This window comes from Bifidobacterium miconis (assembly GCF_019331735.1).
Taxonomy (GTDB): Bacteria; Actinomycetota; Actinomycetes; order Actinomycetales; family Bifidobacteriaceae; genus Bifidobacterium; species Bifidobacterium miconis.
Map to the genome: position 1 here is coordinate 17,179 of NZ_JAHBBH010000013.1, position 15,511 is coordinate 32,689.

Sequence of the window (15,511 nt, forward strand, 5' to 3'; positions counted from 1 at the left end):
AGTCTATAGGCACAGTCTGACACGCCCGGCCACGAACAAACCGGCGTCACGCAGGCCGCGGCCTTCCGCTTCCCAACCGGAGCCTGACGGCAATCGCCCGTCATTTGTCTGCGATCCGTCTACAGCGACGCCGCGATCGCCTCGTTCACTCGGCGGCGCGCCTCGAGCAGCCACCGCATGCCATGCGGCCAGTCGCGGAAGGCAAGCGGCCGTTCAAGCCCCTGTTCCAGCAGGTCGACCACCGCCTGATGCCCGATCATCGATTCGAGCAGGCGGCAGGCGCGCAGATCATCCAACGCCTCCTGCATCACCATCAGGCGAATCGACTCCTCCGGCTCGCCGTCACGGCCCGGATATACGGCGAACGAGTCGCCCGCGGGGAACGCGTCGCCGGCGCCGGTCTCCTGATAGGGGTCGATCGCACGCGTCGAATTCGCGGTGTTGTAGAAGTTGTATCCCCAGTGCAGGAAGCCGGCCATATCGTATTTGAACAGCAGGAAACCAAGGATTCGGTTGCGGTACGAGGGCATCGACATGAAGCGATTCGGCACGTCGATGTTCTGCGCGCAGCAGTAATACGTCCACAGGTCGGGCACGTTCGCGTCGATGAAGTCGTCGACCGTGTCCTCGCAGGGTACCGGCCGCTCGCACACGCCTTGCCTCCAATAGGCGATGTCGCTGAGGGCGTCGATGATCGGATACCCTTCGAGCAGCGGCGCCACCAGGCGTTTTGCGGCGAGGTAGCTGTCGAGATGCTCGGCGCGAGGCTCGTCGGAGATGTGAAAATAGGTGTCCTGCGCGATGCCGAGCGCGTGCAGATGCTCGTCCAGCTTCGGCAGGAACGCGCGCAGGAACGCCGGGTAGCCGTCGCGCTCGTCGGTGGCGGAGTGTTCCCAGCCGAATACGCGGCGAATTTCGCCGTCAACGTTCGCGACGATCTTCGGCGGGTGCGCGGCGCCCCACTGCGTGAATAGGTGGCTCATCTCGAACTGCTTCACGCCGCAACGCCGGCACGTCGCCACCCAGCGGTCAAACAGCGTGAAGTCGAAGCCCCAAACCGGTTCGTCGCCTTCGTTGCCTTTGCCGCCGTTGCCGCCGGGCAATCTCGTCACGCCGATCAGCTGCGTGGTCGTACGCTCACCGCCCGGCACCGTGTCCAGCGGCGGAGTGAACAGCGGAGTAAGGATCATCGTCACTCCGCGACGGACCGCCGTGCGCACGAAGCGTTCGAGAATGCGCCAATGCTCTTCGGAGAATACGGGAACGCCATAATAATCGGCCAGGCAGTCGGCATAGAGCCATTCGGTGAAAACCAGACCCTGTTCGGGCAGGTCGCGGGCGATAACGCGCACGTCAAGGGTTTGCGATTCGACGACATTGCCTCGCGCGTCGGCGACGTCGATGCGCAGCGGAAGCGTACGGACCGGCGACGCCGCGGGAACGGCGGCTTGCGCGTCTGCCGTCGGCGGTTCATCCACCGACGGCAGTTCGACGTCCACCCACAGCGAGCGCCACTGCCCCGGCATCGCAATGACCTCGACGGCCGGGCCCGCAGCGGCGGCCGCGGCGTTCACGCAAGGTTCGACATCGCGCAGCAGATCGGGGTACAGGCCGGGCTCTGTGGAGATATAGGCGTCGTCGACCTGCTGGTAGGCGGGGAAGGTGACCGGCACGTTCTCGACGCGACGGATGCGCGCGCGTCCGGCAAGCGGGCCGGATACTGTCACGCGCATCGCGGGATTGGACGGATTCGCCGCCCCGTCCGGCACGTCCTTGCGCACGTCGGCACCTATATAACGGTATGCGATCTGAAACGACACCGTCTCGCCGCCGAGTCCTTCGAGCTCGCGGATCGGCGGCATATCGTCCGGTGTCACGGCAACGGCGTCGTCTGCGAACGTCCGTAGAAAGACCTTTTCCAACGAGCCTACGATCCTGATGTCGAAAGCGGGCATGTGCGTGTTCCTTTCCCGTGCCGGGCGTCCCTGCGCCGGCCGTATGACGCCATCGTCGTTCGTCGCCCATCGTGTATGAACGTCTTCATCGTAGCATCGGGATGGTATCGCAATCATGGCCGCGATCCTATCCATCGCGGCGCGGAACCACCGCCCGGGAATCGAGCCGGGCAATGGTCCGGGAGCCGTCCGTCGTCAGGGAAATCATCGGTTCATACCACGCCGATCCGCGACGCGCCAGACCAAAACCGGGCCGATTCGCCGTTTCTGTGCGATTTCGTTACGACAATGTCCATGTAACGGCATAGCGTCAAAAACGTAATGCAGGGGAACCCGGTAATCAACGGCCGGGTTGAGAGTGGCGTGAGCCTGACCCTTGGAACCTGTTGGTTGAGACCATCGTAGGGAGCAGCGATATGAGCGATGATTCGCATATGCACTGTTGCAATGATGCAGACAACAGCAATGACAGCAACAACGTCGGCTCAGCCGATCTGACCGCACTGCGCGAGCGTATCGCGCAGGCGGTGCGCGACGTGAAGGCGCGGACCCCGCTGGCGCAGTCGTTCACCAATTTCGTGACGATCAACCTCGTCGCGAACGCGCAGCTTGCGGCCGGCGGCACGGCGGCGATGAGCTTCCTGCCGGACGACGTGATCGACACCGCGTCGATCTCCGGCGCGGACTACATCAACGTCGGCACGCTGCTGCCGTTCTACAAGGACGCGCTGCCGCAGATCGCCCGCGCGTTCCGCAAGACCGGGCACAAGTGGGTGCTCGACCCGGTGGCGGCCGGCATCGGCAAGACGCGCACCGAAATCCTGCGCGCGTTCCGTGCCGCTCCCCCGACGATCGTGCGCGGCAACGCGTCCGAGATCATCGCGCTGGCCACCATGTGGGGGCTGATCTCCCCCGACGAGGCGAGCCGCCCCGCCGGCGTGGAGTCGGTGGACGAGGTGGATGCGGCCGCCGACGCAGCGAAGACGCTGGCCGCGTTCCTCGCGAAGTTCGCGCCGAACGGGCAGGCCGCTGTGGCCGTGTCCGGCGCGGTTGATCTGGTGACTGACGGAGAGCGGGTCTACCGTCTGCCGGGCGGCAGCGCGATGATGGCGAAGATCACCGGCGCCGGCTGCTCGTTGGGCGGCGTGACCGCGACGTATCTGGCCGTCGCCGAACCGCTCGTGGCCGCGCTGGCCGCGACGCTGCTGTACAACCGCGCGGGCGAGATCGCCGAAGCGCAGTCGCACGGCCCGGGTTCGTTCCAGGTGCATCTGCTTGACGCGCTGTGGAACCTCACGCCCGAGCAGATCGCCGATTCTCCCATCCGGTAAATCGCAAACAAATCTCAGTACCTTACCAATTCCTTTTATACATAGAGAACAGAGGAATCATCATGGATAACTATCCATTCGCATCGATGCGCGACTCGTTCGACCTGTCCGCGTATTTCGTCGTCGGCCCGCAGGACACACACGGCCGACCGGTCACCGACGTGATCGAGGAGGCGCTGCGCGGCGGCGCCACGTTCATCCAGCTGCGCGCCAAGGACGCCGACGCCAAGGAGATCACATCGCTTGCGCAGGACATCGCGCAGATCATCGAGGACAACGACAAGTCCGACACGGTCGCGTTCGTGATCGACGACCGCGTGGACGTCGTCTGGCAGTGCCGCAACAAGGGCATCAAGGTCGACGGCGTGCACATCGGCCAGACCGACATGGAGCCGCGCGAGGCCCGTGCGCTGCTCGGCGACGACGCGATCGTCGGTCTGTCGGCCGAAACCGAGGCGCTCGTCAAGCTCATCAACGAACTGCCCGACGGCTGCATCGACTACATCGGCGCCGGCCCGCTGCACGTTTCCACGACCAAGCCGGAGGCGTCGGTCGGCGGCAACGACGGCTCGGGCAAGACGCTCGACGCGGATCAGATCAACACGATCTGCTCGGCCTGCGACTTCCCGGTCGTGGTCGGCGGCGGCGTGACGCTCGCCGACATGGACATGCTTGCGCGCACGAAGGCCGCCGGCTGGTTCGCCGTTTCGGCGATCGCCGGCGCGGACGATCCGCAGGCCGCGACGCACGCGATGACCGACGCGTGGAAGGCCGTGCGCGGCGAGACGAAGCACGGCTACGCCAAGCGCACGATCGTCGCGCCGACCGCCGGCGATGATGCGAACACCGGCACCGCCGCGGCCGCCGAGCCGAAGTTCACCAACGCGAAGGAGGCCAAGGAGGCGCAGAAGCTCGCCAAGCAACAGCGCGTCGACATCGCCGCCCGCGGCTCCAAGCAGCGCGACAAGGCGCATATCCGCAAAACCAAGCCGGTGCATTTCGAGAACCAGTTCGGCTCCTATGATCTCGAGGTGCCGTACACCGAGATCAAGCTGTCCGACACGCCCGGCGTCGGCCCGAACCCGCCGTTCCACGACTACAACACCGAAGGCCCCAAGTGCGACCCGAAGGAAGGCTTGAAGCCCCTGCGTCTCGACTGGATCCTCGACCGCGGCGACGTGGTGGAGTACGAGGGCCGCGAGCGCAACCTCGCCGACGACGGCAAGCGCGCCATCAAGCGCGGCAAGGCCACCAAGGAGTGGCGCGGCCGCAAGCACAACCCGCTCAAGGCCAAGGACCACCCGATCACGCAGATGTGGTACGCGCGCCACGGCATCATCACCCCGGAGATGAAGTACGTGGCCGAGCGCGAGAACTGCAGCGTCGAGCTGGTGCGTTCCGAACTCGCCGCGGGCCGCGCGGTCATGCCGTGCAACATCAACCACCCTGAGGCCGAGCCGATGATCATCGGAACCGCCTTCCTCACCAAACTCAACGCGAACATGGGCAACTCGGCCGTCACCTCGTCCATCGACGAGGAGGTCGAGAAGCTGACCTGGGCCACCAAGTGGGGCGCGGACACCGTCATGGACCTGTCCACCGGCAACGACATCCACACCACGCGCGAGTGGATCCTGCGCAACTCCCCCGTGCCGATCGGCACCGTGCCGATGTACCAGGCGCTGGAGAAGGTCGAGGACGACGCGTCGAAGCTCAGCTGGGAGCTGTTCCGCGACACCGTGATCGAACAGTGCGAGCAGGGCGTCGACTACATGACCATCCACGCGGGCGTGCTGCTGCGCTTCGTACCGCTGACCGCGAACCGCGTGACCGGCATCGTCTCGCGTGGCGGTTCGATCATGGCCGAATGGTGCCTGCAGCATCATCAGGAAAGCTTCCTGTACACGCACTTCGACGAGCTGTGCGACATCTTCGCCAAGTACGACGTCGCGTTCTCGCTGGGCGACGGTCTGCGTCCCGGGTGCTTGGCGGATGCGAACGATCCGGCGCAGCTGGCCGAGCTCATGACGCTGGGCGAGCTCACCAAGCGCGCATGGGCGAAGGACGTGCAGGTGATGATCGAGGGCCCGGGCCACATCCCGTTCGACACGGTGCGCATGAACATCGAGATGGAGAAGGCGATCTGCAACGACGCGCCGTTCTACACGCTCGGACCGCTCACAACCGACACCGCGCCGGGCTACGACCACATCACGTCCGCGATCGGCGGCGTGGAGATCGCCCGTTACGGCACGGCCATGCTGTGCTACGTGACGCCGAAGGAGCACCTCGGCCTGCCGAACAAGGACGACGTCAAGCAGGGCGTGATCGCGTACAAGATCGCCTGCCATGCGGCCGACATCGCCAAGCACCACCCGCACGCGCAGGACCGTGACGACGCGATCTCGAAGGCCCGCTTCGAGTTCCGCTGGCTCGACCAGTTCAACCTGAGCTACGATCCGGACACGGCGATCGCGTTCCACGACGACACGTTGCCGGCCGAACCGGCGAAGATGGCGCACTTCTGCTCGATGTGCGGACCGAAGTTCTGCTCGATGGCCATTTCGCAGAACATTCGCAAGCAGTTCGGTGGCGAGGCGTTGCAGGAGCGTATCGTCGCCGAATCCGCCGAGAACGTGGCTCGCGGCATGGCCGAAATGAGCGAAAAGTTCAAGGCGCAGGGCGGCAAGCTCTACACCACCGCCGAATAGCGAGTAGCGTAAGGCACAACGCGTGTGCGGCGGCCGCGGTCCACGACGACGCGGCCGCCGCACGTCGTAGGAAAGGAACCTCACATGACCACAACCCTCATCCCCGTGCTGGCGATCTCCGGTTCGGATTCGTCGGGCGGCGCGGGCGCGCAGGCCGATCTCAAGACCATGCTCGCCAACGGCGTGTTCGGCATGAGCGCGATCACCGCGATCACCGCGCAGAACACGCTCGGCGTGACCGGCGTGCAGAACATCACGCCCGACATGGTCGCCGCGCAGATCGACGCCGTGTACGCGGACATTCCGCCGCAGGCCATCAAAATCGGCATGGTCTCCTCCGCCGACCTCATCAACGCGATCGCCGACCGGCTTGAGGCGCATCACGCGACCAACGTCGTGCTCGACCCGGTCATGGTCGCCACGTCCGGTGCGAAGCTCATCGACGACGACGCGATCGCCGCGCTCACCACGCGGCTGTTCCCGTTGGCCACGGTCATCACGCCGAACATTCCCGAAACGGAAGTGCTGCTCGAACTGCTCGCGCACCGCGACGCGACGCTGGACACCGACAAGTGGGCCGAAACCGCGGAACAGTCGGCCACCATCGCCGACGAGGCCGCGATGGAGTCGGCCGGACGCGCGATCGCCGGCCATTTCGGCTGCGCGGCGCTCGTCAAGGGCGGTCACGGCGTGGCCGACGCGAACGACCTCTTGGCCGAGCCGGACGGCACGGTCACGTGGATCGACGGCGTGCGCGTGGACAATCCGAACACACACGGCACCGGCTGCACGCTCTCGTCGGCAATCGCGTCGAATCTGGCAAAAGGCGATACGCTGGAACAGGCGATCCGCCACGCGAAGGACTATCTGACCGGCGCGCTCAACGCCCAGCTCGATCTGGGCCACGGCTCCGGCCCGATGGACCACGCGTGGGCGTGGCGTTAAGCGTGAAGCCCAGTGGGCTTCACGTAGGCGAGCCCTGAGCGAGGCGAAAGCTGAGCGAAGGCAGACATCAGTCGCGCCCGAAGCGCGTCCATAATTGCAGGACCGTGGCGTTAAGGCATATATACAAGGAGTGAACCACATGACATTCGACCGCAACGCAGTCAAGCAGGAAGTCCCGATCGACCCGGAGACCGGCAAGCCGTATCTCAACACGGTGGCCGCGATCCAGGTGTCGGCGCACGGCACCGGTTCCGAGGTGTCGCCGTACGTGGCGCAGGCCATTGCGGTGATCCGCGAGTCGGGACTGCCGCAGGAGACCAACGCGCTGTTCACCGACGTGGAGGGCGATCTGGATGATGTGCTGAAGGTGGCCGGGGACGCGGCCAAGAAGCTTGCCATGCAGGGCTACCGCACGAGCCTCGTGCTGCACATGGACATCCGCCCTGGTTTCACGGGCCAGCTGACCGAGAAGCCGGCGCTGGTCGACAAGATTCTGGGCGATAAGTGACGTCTGCCGGTTTTTGGGTTCCCGGGATTCGCAGCAACAATCCCGGGAACCGGCACACGCCGGCACACACCAGCACACTCTCCAGACGTCCACTATGTGACCGCCATCACATATTTCCAAGAGACAAACCTAAGGTATCTGTCAGGTTTTCCCAGCCACACAATGGCCGGCGAACGGATTCAAGGCAACGTCGCGCGACCACACAATGGGAGCGCAGTCGCAGCCAAGAGTCGACATATAAGAGGTTTGCAATCATGACTGCTGCTTCCCAGCAGATCCCCGCCACGGCCGCCGCCGCAAGCGCTCAGGCCGGCGAGACCGGCGCCGCCGATCAGGCGCACATCCAAGACATCATCTCGCGCGTGGACCGCGCCCACGAAACCCCGATGTTCCATCGCATCGTCGCGCTCGTCGCGGCCGGCATGCTCATGGACAGCATTGACGTGTACATCGGTTCCGCCGTCGCGTCCAGCGCGCTGGCCACCGGCTGGTCCACCGTCAAGCAGAATTCGACGTTCATGTCGGCCGGCTTCCTCGGCCTGCTCATCGGCTCCCTGCTGGCCGGCTTCGTCGGCGATCTCAAGGGCCGCCGCGTCGCCTACCAGATCAACCTGCTGCTGTTCGGCGGCTTCACGTTCCTCGGCGCGTTCGCCCCGAACATGGCCGTGCTCTCCCTGTGCCGCTTGGGCGCGGGCCTCGGCCTTGGCGCCGAGATCGTGACCGGATTCGCCATGGTCAACGAGTTCGCCCCGATGAACCGCCGCGGCCACTGGTGCGCGATCGTCTCGCTCGTCGCCAACTGCGGCGTGCCGATCGCCATGCTGCTGTGCGCGGCCATCATCCCGCATTTCACCTGGCGCCCGCTGTTCGTCGGCATCGGCGTGGTGGCCGCCGTGATCTGGTGGCTGCGCCGCGACATCCCCGAATCCCCGCGTTGGCTCGCCGTGCACGGCCGCTATGACGAAGCGGACAAGATCGTGAAGGAAATGGAGGCCAACGGTTCCGAACCGGCCGCCGCCAACGCCGCGGCCACCGCCGCCGACGCGGCCGCGCAGAGCCGCAACGCGGGCGGCCGTTCGCTGGGCATCTGCCTGCTCGTGGCGATCGTGGCCGTGGGCGCGACCAACGTGTGCTCGTACGCGTTCACCTCGTGGGTGCCGACGATCCTCGTCAAGCGCGGCATCAACCTGTCCTCGTCGCTGACCACGTCCACGCTCATGATGCTCGGCGCCCCGGTCGGCTGCCTGATCGGCTCGCTGCTCATCGACCGCATCGGCCGCAAGCGCACGATCGTGCCCGCGTTCCTGTTCACCGGCGTGTTCGGCATGGCGTACGCGTTCCAGACTTCGACCGCCGGCGCGATCATCGTCGGCTTCCTGCTCATGATGTGCCTCTACACGCTCATGGCATCGGTCGTGGCCGTGTATGCACCTGAACTGTTCGCCACCAAGGTCCGCTTCCGCTGCGTGGGCCTTGCAAACGCGATCGCCAAGCTGCTCAACGTGCTGATGCCTATGGTGGTGGGCTGGATGCTCACCGCGCTCGGCGCGACGTCGATCTTCGTGTCGATCAGCGTGATCGCGATCTTCTCGATGCTCATCGTCGGCTTCTTCGGCGCGGAGACCTCGCAGCGCTCCGTCGGCTGATCGCCGGTTCCTCGTGGCAGAAAGGGCTCGCTGACGGGTGCGTCAGCGAGCCCTTTCTGCCACTGGTGGTGGGGCAAACCTTGGGTTATACACGCTGAGCCACTAGCCGGCGTGTATAACCCAAGATACCGGCGGGGTGCAACCCACGGATACACCATCTACCGCAATGGAATCACTACGGACAGCGTCCACTCGCCGGTCTGCGCATCGATGTCGAGCATGCCGCCGCGCGTGACGACCCGTGACCGATACCGGTTGAGCCCAGTGCCGAGCGACAGACCCGCTTCGGACGACGAATCGCGGTCCAGCGCCGTGTCCACGAGCGCGATCTGCACGGCGTCGCGGCCGATGCCGATCGTGAGCACGTAGCCGCCGGCCGGGTCGGCGTGTTTGGCGATGTTGCCGTAGAGTTCCTCAAGCAGTCCGGCGAACAGATCGTCCGGTTGCGCCGTGTCGTTCGCGTTGGAGACGATCGTCTGCCCGTCGAAGCCGAGTTCGGCGAGCCGATGATCGCCGGCTCGCGCGATCGCGCGCAGTTGCGCGGCGAGCGGACAGTCGGCACGGTCAATGCTCGGATTGATGACGGACGGATGCGACGACGCTGGACTTGGACCAGCAAAAGTCGACCGCTGACGTCCGGAGTTCCGGCCGCCGATCGATGATGGTGATGCTGCTGATGGTGATGTCGTCGACGTCGACGGTTCCGTTGCAATGTCGCCAATATCGCCCGACCGCACGTCGTCCGTCGCCGTCGATGCGTGCGGATCGTCGCCGTCGCGTCCTTCGATGACGCCGATGACCTGATGCGTGCGGTCGAGCGCGCCGGAGGCGACGTCGCGCAGTTCGTGCAGCTCCTCGATGCTGGGCGACTTGCCGTCCGCGATATCCTTGTCGAATCGCAGGATGAGATAAGCGAGATCGTTCGACACGTAGTCGTGGATGTCCTGCGCGGCGCGGGCGCGTTGGCGGCGGTACGCAAGCTCCATTTGTGCCGCGTGACGTTCGTGGTTCCAGCGTGCGGCCATGCCGCCGAGCAGGAATCCGGCGAACAGGATGATGACCGGTGCCACGCCGGACATGGCGACCGTGCCGAGCAGCACGTGGCGGTCACTGCCGGAGCCAGACGACTCGCCGCCGGCCGACTCGTCACTCGCGCCACCGTTCGCGCCACCGATCGAATCGTTGGTCGGAGCATCGTCGTTGCCGGAATCGGCGGAACCGTCAGCATCGGCATCGGATGAATCGGCGGTGCTGGAATCGGAGGAACCGCCGCTGTCCGTGAGGCTGTTCGCGCTGCGGCTACCACCGCTCCCGCTCCCCCACTGCGGCACGGCCACGCCGCCGGCCGTGAACAGCCACGCCGCCAGCGCGATAACCGCGATCGCCACCGCCGCCCGCCGGTTGACGTATCCGAACACGGCGACCGCGATGAGTACCGCAACCAGCGCGGCGGACGGCATGGTCACCGGAGCAAAGCACAGCACTGTCCACAGCAAGACGACCGCGAGCCCGCCGCTGACCGGCCGGAACGCCATGCCGATCACGGCCGCGGCGAACACGAACGCGCACGCCGCACTCACAATCGCCATGCCGTCAAACGTCAGCGCGACCAGCGTTTCCATCGTGCACGCTAACGCTACGATCAGCACCGCGATCAGCAGCCATGCGTTGGTCACACGCCGGTCGGCGTCGGCCAGCCGCCTGCACCATGCCGTCATCATTCCGTCACCCCGCTTTCCGTATCGTCAGCATCGTTCGTGTCGTCAGTAGCGTTCGTATCGTCCGCATCATCAGAAAACATGCCGCCGCACGCAGATCGAGATCGCATGGGCGCGGCTGCGAGCGCCGAGCTTGGCGAGCGCACGCCGTTCGAACGTGGCGACGGTGGGCGTGCCGACGCCGAGCCGGTCCGCGATCTCGCGCGTGGTCAGTCCGTCCGCGTAGAGGCGCAGCACGTCGCGCTCCTTGGGCGAGAGCGCGCCGCGGCCGCCGCCAGTGTCGTATGACGCGTCTTCGAGCAGCGTGTGCGCTTCGGCCGCGTCAAGGAACAACGGCTGCGGCTCGGAATCGTTGTTCGTTGCCAGTCCGCGGGCCGCGCGCCGGATCGCCGCGGCCATGCCGGCGAGGTCGGTTTTGCCGACGAGCGCCTGCATGCCGCAGCGCACGGCCTCGTCATGGAACGACGCGACCGCATACGATGTCACGCCGACGACGCCCACGTCGGCTCGCTTGACGCGGATCGCCCGGCAGACCTCGGTGCCGGGCACGTCGTTCATCGACATGTCGGTGACGAGCACGTCCGGCCGTTGCGTTCTGCTGAGACACCGGCTGATCGCGACCGCGCCGAGCTCGCACGTCCAGGCCACGTCGAACCGTGCGTCCATGCGCGCGATCATCGTCGACAGCACGGCGACCGCGTACGGATCGTTGTCGACGATGCCAATGCGAATACGCGCGTTTGCACCAGCCTCGTCCATATGCACCTCCCCTTCGTCCATCATGCACACCCGCGCGGCCGCGTCGTCGCGCCGCGTCATGCGGGCTATGACATCCATCATTCCACCGATCGCGCGTGTTCCATACTGGAATTACCGCAACACGCCGGTGCGCGTGGCGGTAGTGGCGCCGCGGCGTCCGGTCCGACGACCGCGACCGCTTCCCCGCACCGGCTTGGACGGCCGACCGTAGTCATCCGGCGGCCGGAAAGGAGGCCCTCATGACCTCGGTACATATCGATCCCGCCACCAGAGACCCGCGCACGGCGCGTTTCACGCATGGTTTCACGCAATGGTTCGCGCAGCAATGCTCGTGGAACCGCGCGCATTGGATCGGCGTCATCGCGCTGGGCGGGCTGCTGTGGCTGACCGCATACTATTACCGTTATGCCGCGTTTCTGCCGGAACTCGGCGACCGGCAGGTTCCCGACGGCTTCATCTGGCTGCCGATGATGGCGATCCTCTGGCCGGCCGGACTGGCGTTGGCGAATTTGATTCTCGGCTCGATCCGTTCCGGTTCACTCTCGTTTCCGCTGGCAAGTGCCCTGATGGGCCCGCTCGGCTTCGGTTGGTCGCACTTGCGCATGGTCGGCTACGTCGAATACCGCCGGTGGCCTGATTGGCTGACGTTGATGCGCGCGCACGGCGGCGAACTGCTGGTGCAAACGTTGTACGGCAGTGCGGTGCTGCTGCTTGCGTATGCAGTCGTGGCGTTCTCCGGCTATGCGATCGGCCGCTACGGGTTGCGCAGGCTGTTTCTCGCCCCGCCGCCGACAAGCGCGAGCGGCCGGATGCTCGCATGGGCGCGGCGTGACGCGGTGCGGTTCGGCTGCTGGCTGACGCTGGTAGTCATGTATGGTCTGATCCTCGCGTTCACGCTCATTCGCGGCGAATGGGTGATGGTCGGCGCGCTGACGATCAATTTCGCCGTACCTCCGGTGCTGCTGGTAACGTGCGGCGCATACGCGAGTCGCGACGCGGTGATGCCGGCTGGACGACGCCGTGCACGACGGTCCGCCGACGTACGGCTCGATTGGCTGCGGTCGCTGTTCTTCCCCGCAATCGGCGCGCTGATCGGCGCCGTGGCGGTGTTCGTATTGTCCGCGCCGTATCAGGACGAATGCCCAATCAACGGCGTGTGCACGCCGATCGGCGGCGGCTGGTTCATCGACTGGACCGCGCTGGTCGACATGGTGCCGCAGTTTCTGGTGATGTATCTCGTCGCCGGCTATCTCGGCTACATCGCGGTGCTGTCCGCACGGCTCATCGCCCGCGCTCTTCGCAATTTCCGCAATCGTATGGCTTCTCAGGGAAAGGAACGGTCATGACCACGCCGAATACGACTCATACCGACGACATGCGCGGCAACGTTCGCACCGCACGCCGCGATCATCGGTCAGCGGCCATGCGCCGGCTGACCGCGGCACTGCTCACGATCGCATTCGCCGTCGCCGCAACATGCGCGGCGTATACGGCGACGGCCGCGATGGACGGCATTCGCGCCACGATCGTCGCGGCCCGTCCGCTCGCCGACAAGCCGAGCACGTCGGCGGCAAACGGCGCAAGCTATTTCGCCGAACAGTATTCCAGCTACTTTCTCGCCGCCGGGCTCAGGCACGGCAACGTGAACTTCTCCCCCGCCTCGCTGTGGATGGCGTTGGCGATGGCGGCGCAGGGCGCGGACGGCGAGACGCGCGCGCAGCTGGACCGCGTGCTGCAAACGCATTCATTGAGCGCCGGCGACTATCGTTCGCTGATCTCGTCGATCAACGGCCGACGCGAAGGCGCGGCGTCCGAAATGCTCGTGCGCAATGCGGTGTGGGCGGACGATACGCTCACGCTGTCCGACGAATTCTCGTCGAGTGTGCGCGACGCGTTCGACGCGAACGTGGTTTCGCTGCCGTTCGGCGACGATGCGACGCGACGGCTGCGCGAGTGGATCAAGGAGGGCACGCGCGGCGAGCTTGACCCGGACGTGCGGCTGGACGACAACCGGCTGCTGTCGATCGTCGACACCGTGTACGCGGACGGACGATGGGCCGAGCCGTTCGATGCGAACGATACCAAGGACGGCACGTTCCACGGCACGAACGGAGAGACGACCGTGCCGATGATGACGCGCACGTTCGAGAACACGACGTGGGTGTTCAGCAAGAGCGAAGGATGGCAGACCGCGACGCTCACGTTCGACGACGGCGGCACGTTCACGCTGCTGCTGCCGGATAAGGGCCGGTTCGACGCGCTCACGCAGGCGGGAAGTTCCATGGCGAGCACGGCGTTCCGCGCGGGCACGTCGGACGCGTCGGACGGAAACGCGATCTGGCCCGACGAGACGGAACGGCAGGGCCCGATTCCGGACGTGCTGGGGTTCGACACGACGGCGTACGCCGCGCAGGTGACGGTGACGATGCCGCGGTTCTCGATCACGAATACGTTTGCATCGGACGAGCTGATCGACGTGCTGCGCGGGATCGGTGTCAAGGACGCGTTCGATCCGGAGCGGGCCGATTTTGCGAAGATGCTCGACGCCAATCGCTCCGCGGTCAAGGACGCGGCGCTGCACATTGATTCCGTGGTGCAGGGCACGCGCATCGACGTGAACGAGCGTGGCGCCAAGGCGGCGGCCTACACCGACATCGGCATGGCCACCTCGGCCGCGCCCATGGAACGGCGGCACGTCGACTTCACCGTCGACCGCCCGTTCCTCTACCAGTACGCCACACCCGAGGGAATCCCGCTGTTCGTGGGCGCCGTCACGAACCTATAAATCAATACGGATCGCCGATACAGCCCGCAGTATCGGAATCGCACTACGCACGATGCCGTGTTGATTGGCGACGCTTCGGCGTCGCCTGACGCTCCCTCAGTCCGCCTGCGGCGGCCAGCTCCCTCAGCCGAGGGAGCCTGCAAGGCGTGTTACAGTCACTAGCTTCATAACCGTAGAAACGATATGAAGCTGGCGGAGCCTCGGCTCCCTCGGCTGAGGGAGCTGTCGAGCGTAGCGAGACTGAGGGAGCGTCGCGGCGCTGTGCGCCGCTGACAGCACTGCATCGCGCACAGCGCGATTCCGCGTGAAAGAGACCTTACTTGTGCAGGAACAGGCCGCCGTCGCCCCAGGCCCAGTCGCCGGCGCCGGCGCCGATCTGGAAGTGGAGCTTGGCGATGCCGAGGTCGTTGAACGTTTCGCCGTTGTCGGACGCCGGATCGATGTGCGCCGCGGCCGTACCGTCGGCGGCGTTGTACGTAAAGGTGATCGGCTGGCGGTTCATGCCGCTCGGCGCCTTCATGGCCGCCTCGACGCCCGCGCGGAACCAGTCGGGCGCGGCGGCGCGCTCCTCGTCGGTCATGCCGGCGGTGAACTGCTCGTACGACTTGGTCGGCCGATGCGTGCGCTGGCGTTCGACCAGATCCGCATAGCTGGTGGACGTGTACGTGAGATGATGCTCCGGATGTCCGATCACGATGCCCAGATACAGTTCCTCGGACTTGGTGATGCGGCAGTGCTTGGCCGCCTCCTCGCGATCCCAGCTGCCGCCGACCCACAGGGTGCCGAGCCCGCGCAGCGTGGCGGCGAGCACGGCGCGCTCGCCGTAGAATCCGGCGCGTTCGCGCGCCTCGGGATCGTCCTTCGGGCCGACGACGGCGATGAGGTTCGCCGCGTTGGTCAGGTGCCCGGACTCGTTGGCGGCCGCGAACACGGCCGGCTGGTTGAGGATGAGCTGCATGTTGAGCCCGCCGAGCATGTTGACCGCGTCGAGCGTCATGCTCAACTGGCGGGCTGTGTCCTCGTCGATCGGATCCTTGTCGTAGGCGCGCACCGACGTGCGGATGTTGATCGCGTCGATGAGCTGCGTGTGTTCTGCCATAATTGCCCCTTCCTTGGCGTTGCGTAATGGCGTGAAATTTTGCGGAACAAACTG

11 protein-coding genes are annotated in these 15,511 nt (G+C 65.8%); 7 read left to right on the forward strand and 4 right to left on the reverse strand.

The features are described from left to right. Positions 1–119 precede the first annotated feature (119 nt). Positions 120–1,955 (reverse strand): DUF4091 domain-containing protein, encoded by a 1,836-nt coding sequence (locus KIH79_RS05920; protein ID WP_219058568.1) that lies wholly within the window; start codon positions 1,953–1,955, stop codon positions 120–122. A gap of 434 nt (positions 1,956–2,389) precedes the next feature. On the opposite strand from KIH79_RS05920, the gene thiM reads away from it, so the two are divergent. The 5 genes from thiM to KIH79_RS05945 all read left to right on the forward strand — a co-directional run bounded on the left by thiM (position 2,390) and on the right by KIH79_RS05945 (position 9,096). Further along, positions 2,390–3,286, forward strand: coding sequence for a hydroxyethylthiazole kinase (thiM, locus tag KIH79_RS05925; RefSeq protein ID WP_420829359.1), 897 nt, complete (start codon positions 2,390–2,392; stop codon positions 3,284–3,286). Between the two features lie 86 nt (positions 3,287–3,372). Further along, positions 3,373–5,997 (forward strand): phosphomethylpyrimidine synthase ThiC, encoded by a 2,625-nt coding sequence (gene thiC, locus KIH79_RS05930; RefSeq protein ID WP_420829360.1) that lies wholly within the window; start codon positions 3,373–3,375, stop codon positions 5,995–5,997. A gap of 84 nt (positions 5,998–6,081) precedes the next feature. Further along, positions 6,082–6,942 (forward strand): bifunctional hydroxymethylpyrimidine kinase/phosphomethylpyrimidine kinase, encoded by an 861-nt coding sequence (gene thiD, locus KIH79_RS05935; protein WP_219058570.1) that lies wholly within the window; start codon positions 6,082–6,084, stop codon positions 6,940–6,942. A 139-nt stretch (positions 6,943–7,081) separates the two neighbouring features. Further along, on the forward strand, positions 7,082–7,450 hold the full coding sequence (locus KIH79_RS05940) for a thiamine-binding protein (RefSeq protein WP_033495168.1): 369 nt from the start codon (positions 7,082–7,084) through the stop codon (positions 7,448–7,450). A gap of 254 nt (positions 7,451–7,704) precedes the next feature. After that, the gene (locus KIH79_RS05945) at positions 7,705–9,096 is read left to right on the forward strand and encodes an MFS transporter (RefSeq protein ID WP_219058571.1); all 1,392 of its coding nucleotides are present in this window, start codon (positions 7,705–7,707) and stop codon (positions 9,094–9,096) included. Positions 9,097–9,254: 158 nt separating this feature from the next. Here KIH79_RS05945 and KIH79_RS12850 read toward each other — a convergent pair whose 3' ends face one another. Both KIH79_RS12850 and KIH79_RS05955 read right to left on the reverse strand, forming a co-directional pair. Then, positions 9,255–10,817 carry a 2CS histidine protein kinase gene (locus KIH79_RS12850; protein WP_236023653.1) on the reverse strand — a complete coding sequence of 521 codons (1,563 nt, stop codon included), beginning with the start codon at positions 10,815–10,817 and terminating at the stop codon, positions 9,255–9,257. Positions 10,818–10,886: 69 nt separating this feature from the next. Next, entirely contained in the window at positions 10,887–11,633 is a 747-nt protein-coding gene (locus KIH79_RS05955) for a response regulator transcription factor (RefSeq protein WP_236023654.1), read from the reverse strand. Positions 11,634–11,812: 179 nt separating this feature from the next. Between KIH79_RS05955 and KIH79_RS05960 the strand changes: the two genes are divergently transcribed. Together KIH79_RS05960 and KIH79_RS05965 are read left to right on the forward strand one after the other, a co-directional pair. Then, positions 11,813–12,919, forward strand: a complete 1,107-nt coding sequence (locus KIH79_RS05960; protein WP_219058572.1) for a 6TM ABC transporter family protein — start codon at positions 11,813–11,815, stop codon at positions 12,917–12,919. Further along, positions 12,916–14,358 (forward strand): serpin family protein, encoded by a 1,443-nt coding sequence (locus KIH79_RS05965; protein ID WP_219058573.1) that lies wholly within the window; start codon positions 12,916–12,918, stop codon positions 14,356–14,358. The genes KIH79_RS05960 and KIH79_RS05965 overlap by 4 nt, the downstream gene beginning before the upstream one ends. Before the next feature lie 316 nt (positions 14,359–14,674). On the opposite strand, the gene KIH79_RS05970 is transcribed toward KIH79_RS05965, so the two are convergent. Next, on the reverse strand, positions 14,675–15,457 hold the full coding sequence (locus KIH79_RS05970) for a nitroreductase family protein (protein WP_219058574.1): 783 nt from the start codon (positions 15,455–15,457) through the stop codon (positions 14,675–14,677). Positions 15,458–15,511 lie beyond the last annotated feature (54 nt).

Excerpts from the sequence above, each read along its gene's own strand:
- KIH79_RS05920 (WP_219058568.1), bottom strand. The coding sequence starts at position 1,955 with ATGCCCGCTTTCGACATCAGGATCGTAGGCTCGTTGGAAAAGGTCTTT.
- thiM (WP_420829359.1), top strand. The coding sequence starts at position 2,390 with ATGCACTGTTGCAATGATGCAGACAACAGCAATGACAGCAACAACGTC.
- thiC (WP_420829360.1), top strand. The coding sequence starts at position 3,373 with ATGCGCGACTCGTTCGACCTGTCCGCGTATTTCGTCGTCGGCCCGCAG.
- thiD (WP_219058570.1), top strand. The coding sequence starts at position 6,082 with ATGACCACAACCCTCATCCCCGTGCTGGCGATCTCCGGTTCGGATTCG.
- KIH79_RS05940 (WP_033495168.1), top strand. The coding sequence starts at position 7,082 with ATGACATTCGACCGCAACGCAGTCAAGCAGGAAGTCCCGATCGACCCG.
- KIH79_RS05945 (WP_219058571.1), top strand. The coding sequence starts at position 7,705 with ATGACTGCTGCTTCCCAGCAGATCCCCGCCACGGCCGCCGCCGCAAGC.
- KIH79_RS12850 (WP_236023653.1), bottom strand. The coding sequence starts at position 10,817 with ATGATGACGGCATGGTGCAGGCGGCTGGCCGACGCCGACCGGCGTGTG.
- KIH79_RS05955 (WP_236023654.1), bottom strand. The coding sequence starts at position 11,633 with ATGACGCGGCGCGACGACGCGGCCGCGCGGGTGTGCATGATGGACGAA.
- KIH79_RS05960 (WP_219058572.1), top strand. The coding sequence starts at position 11,813 with ATGACCTCGGTACATATCGATCCCGCCACCAGAGACCCGCGCACGGCG.
- KIH79_RS05965 (WP_219058573.1), top strand. The coding sequence starts at position 12,916 with ATGACCACGCCGAATACGACTCATACCGACGACATGCGCGGCAACGTT.
- KIH79_RS05970 (WP_219058574.1), bottom strand. The coding sequence starts at position 15,457 with ATGGCAGAACACACGCAGCTCATCGACGCGATCAACATCCGCACGTCG.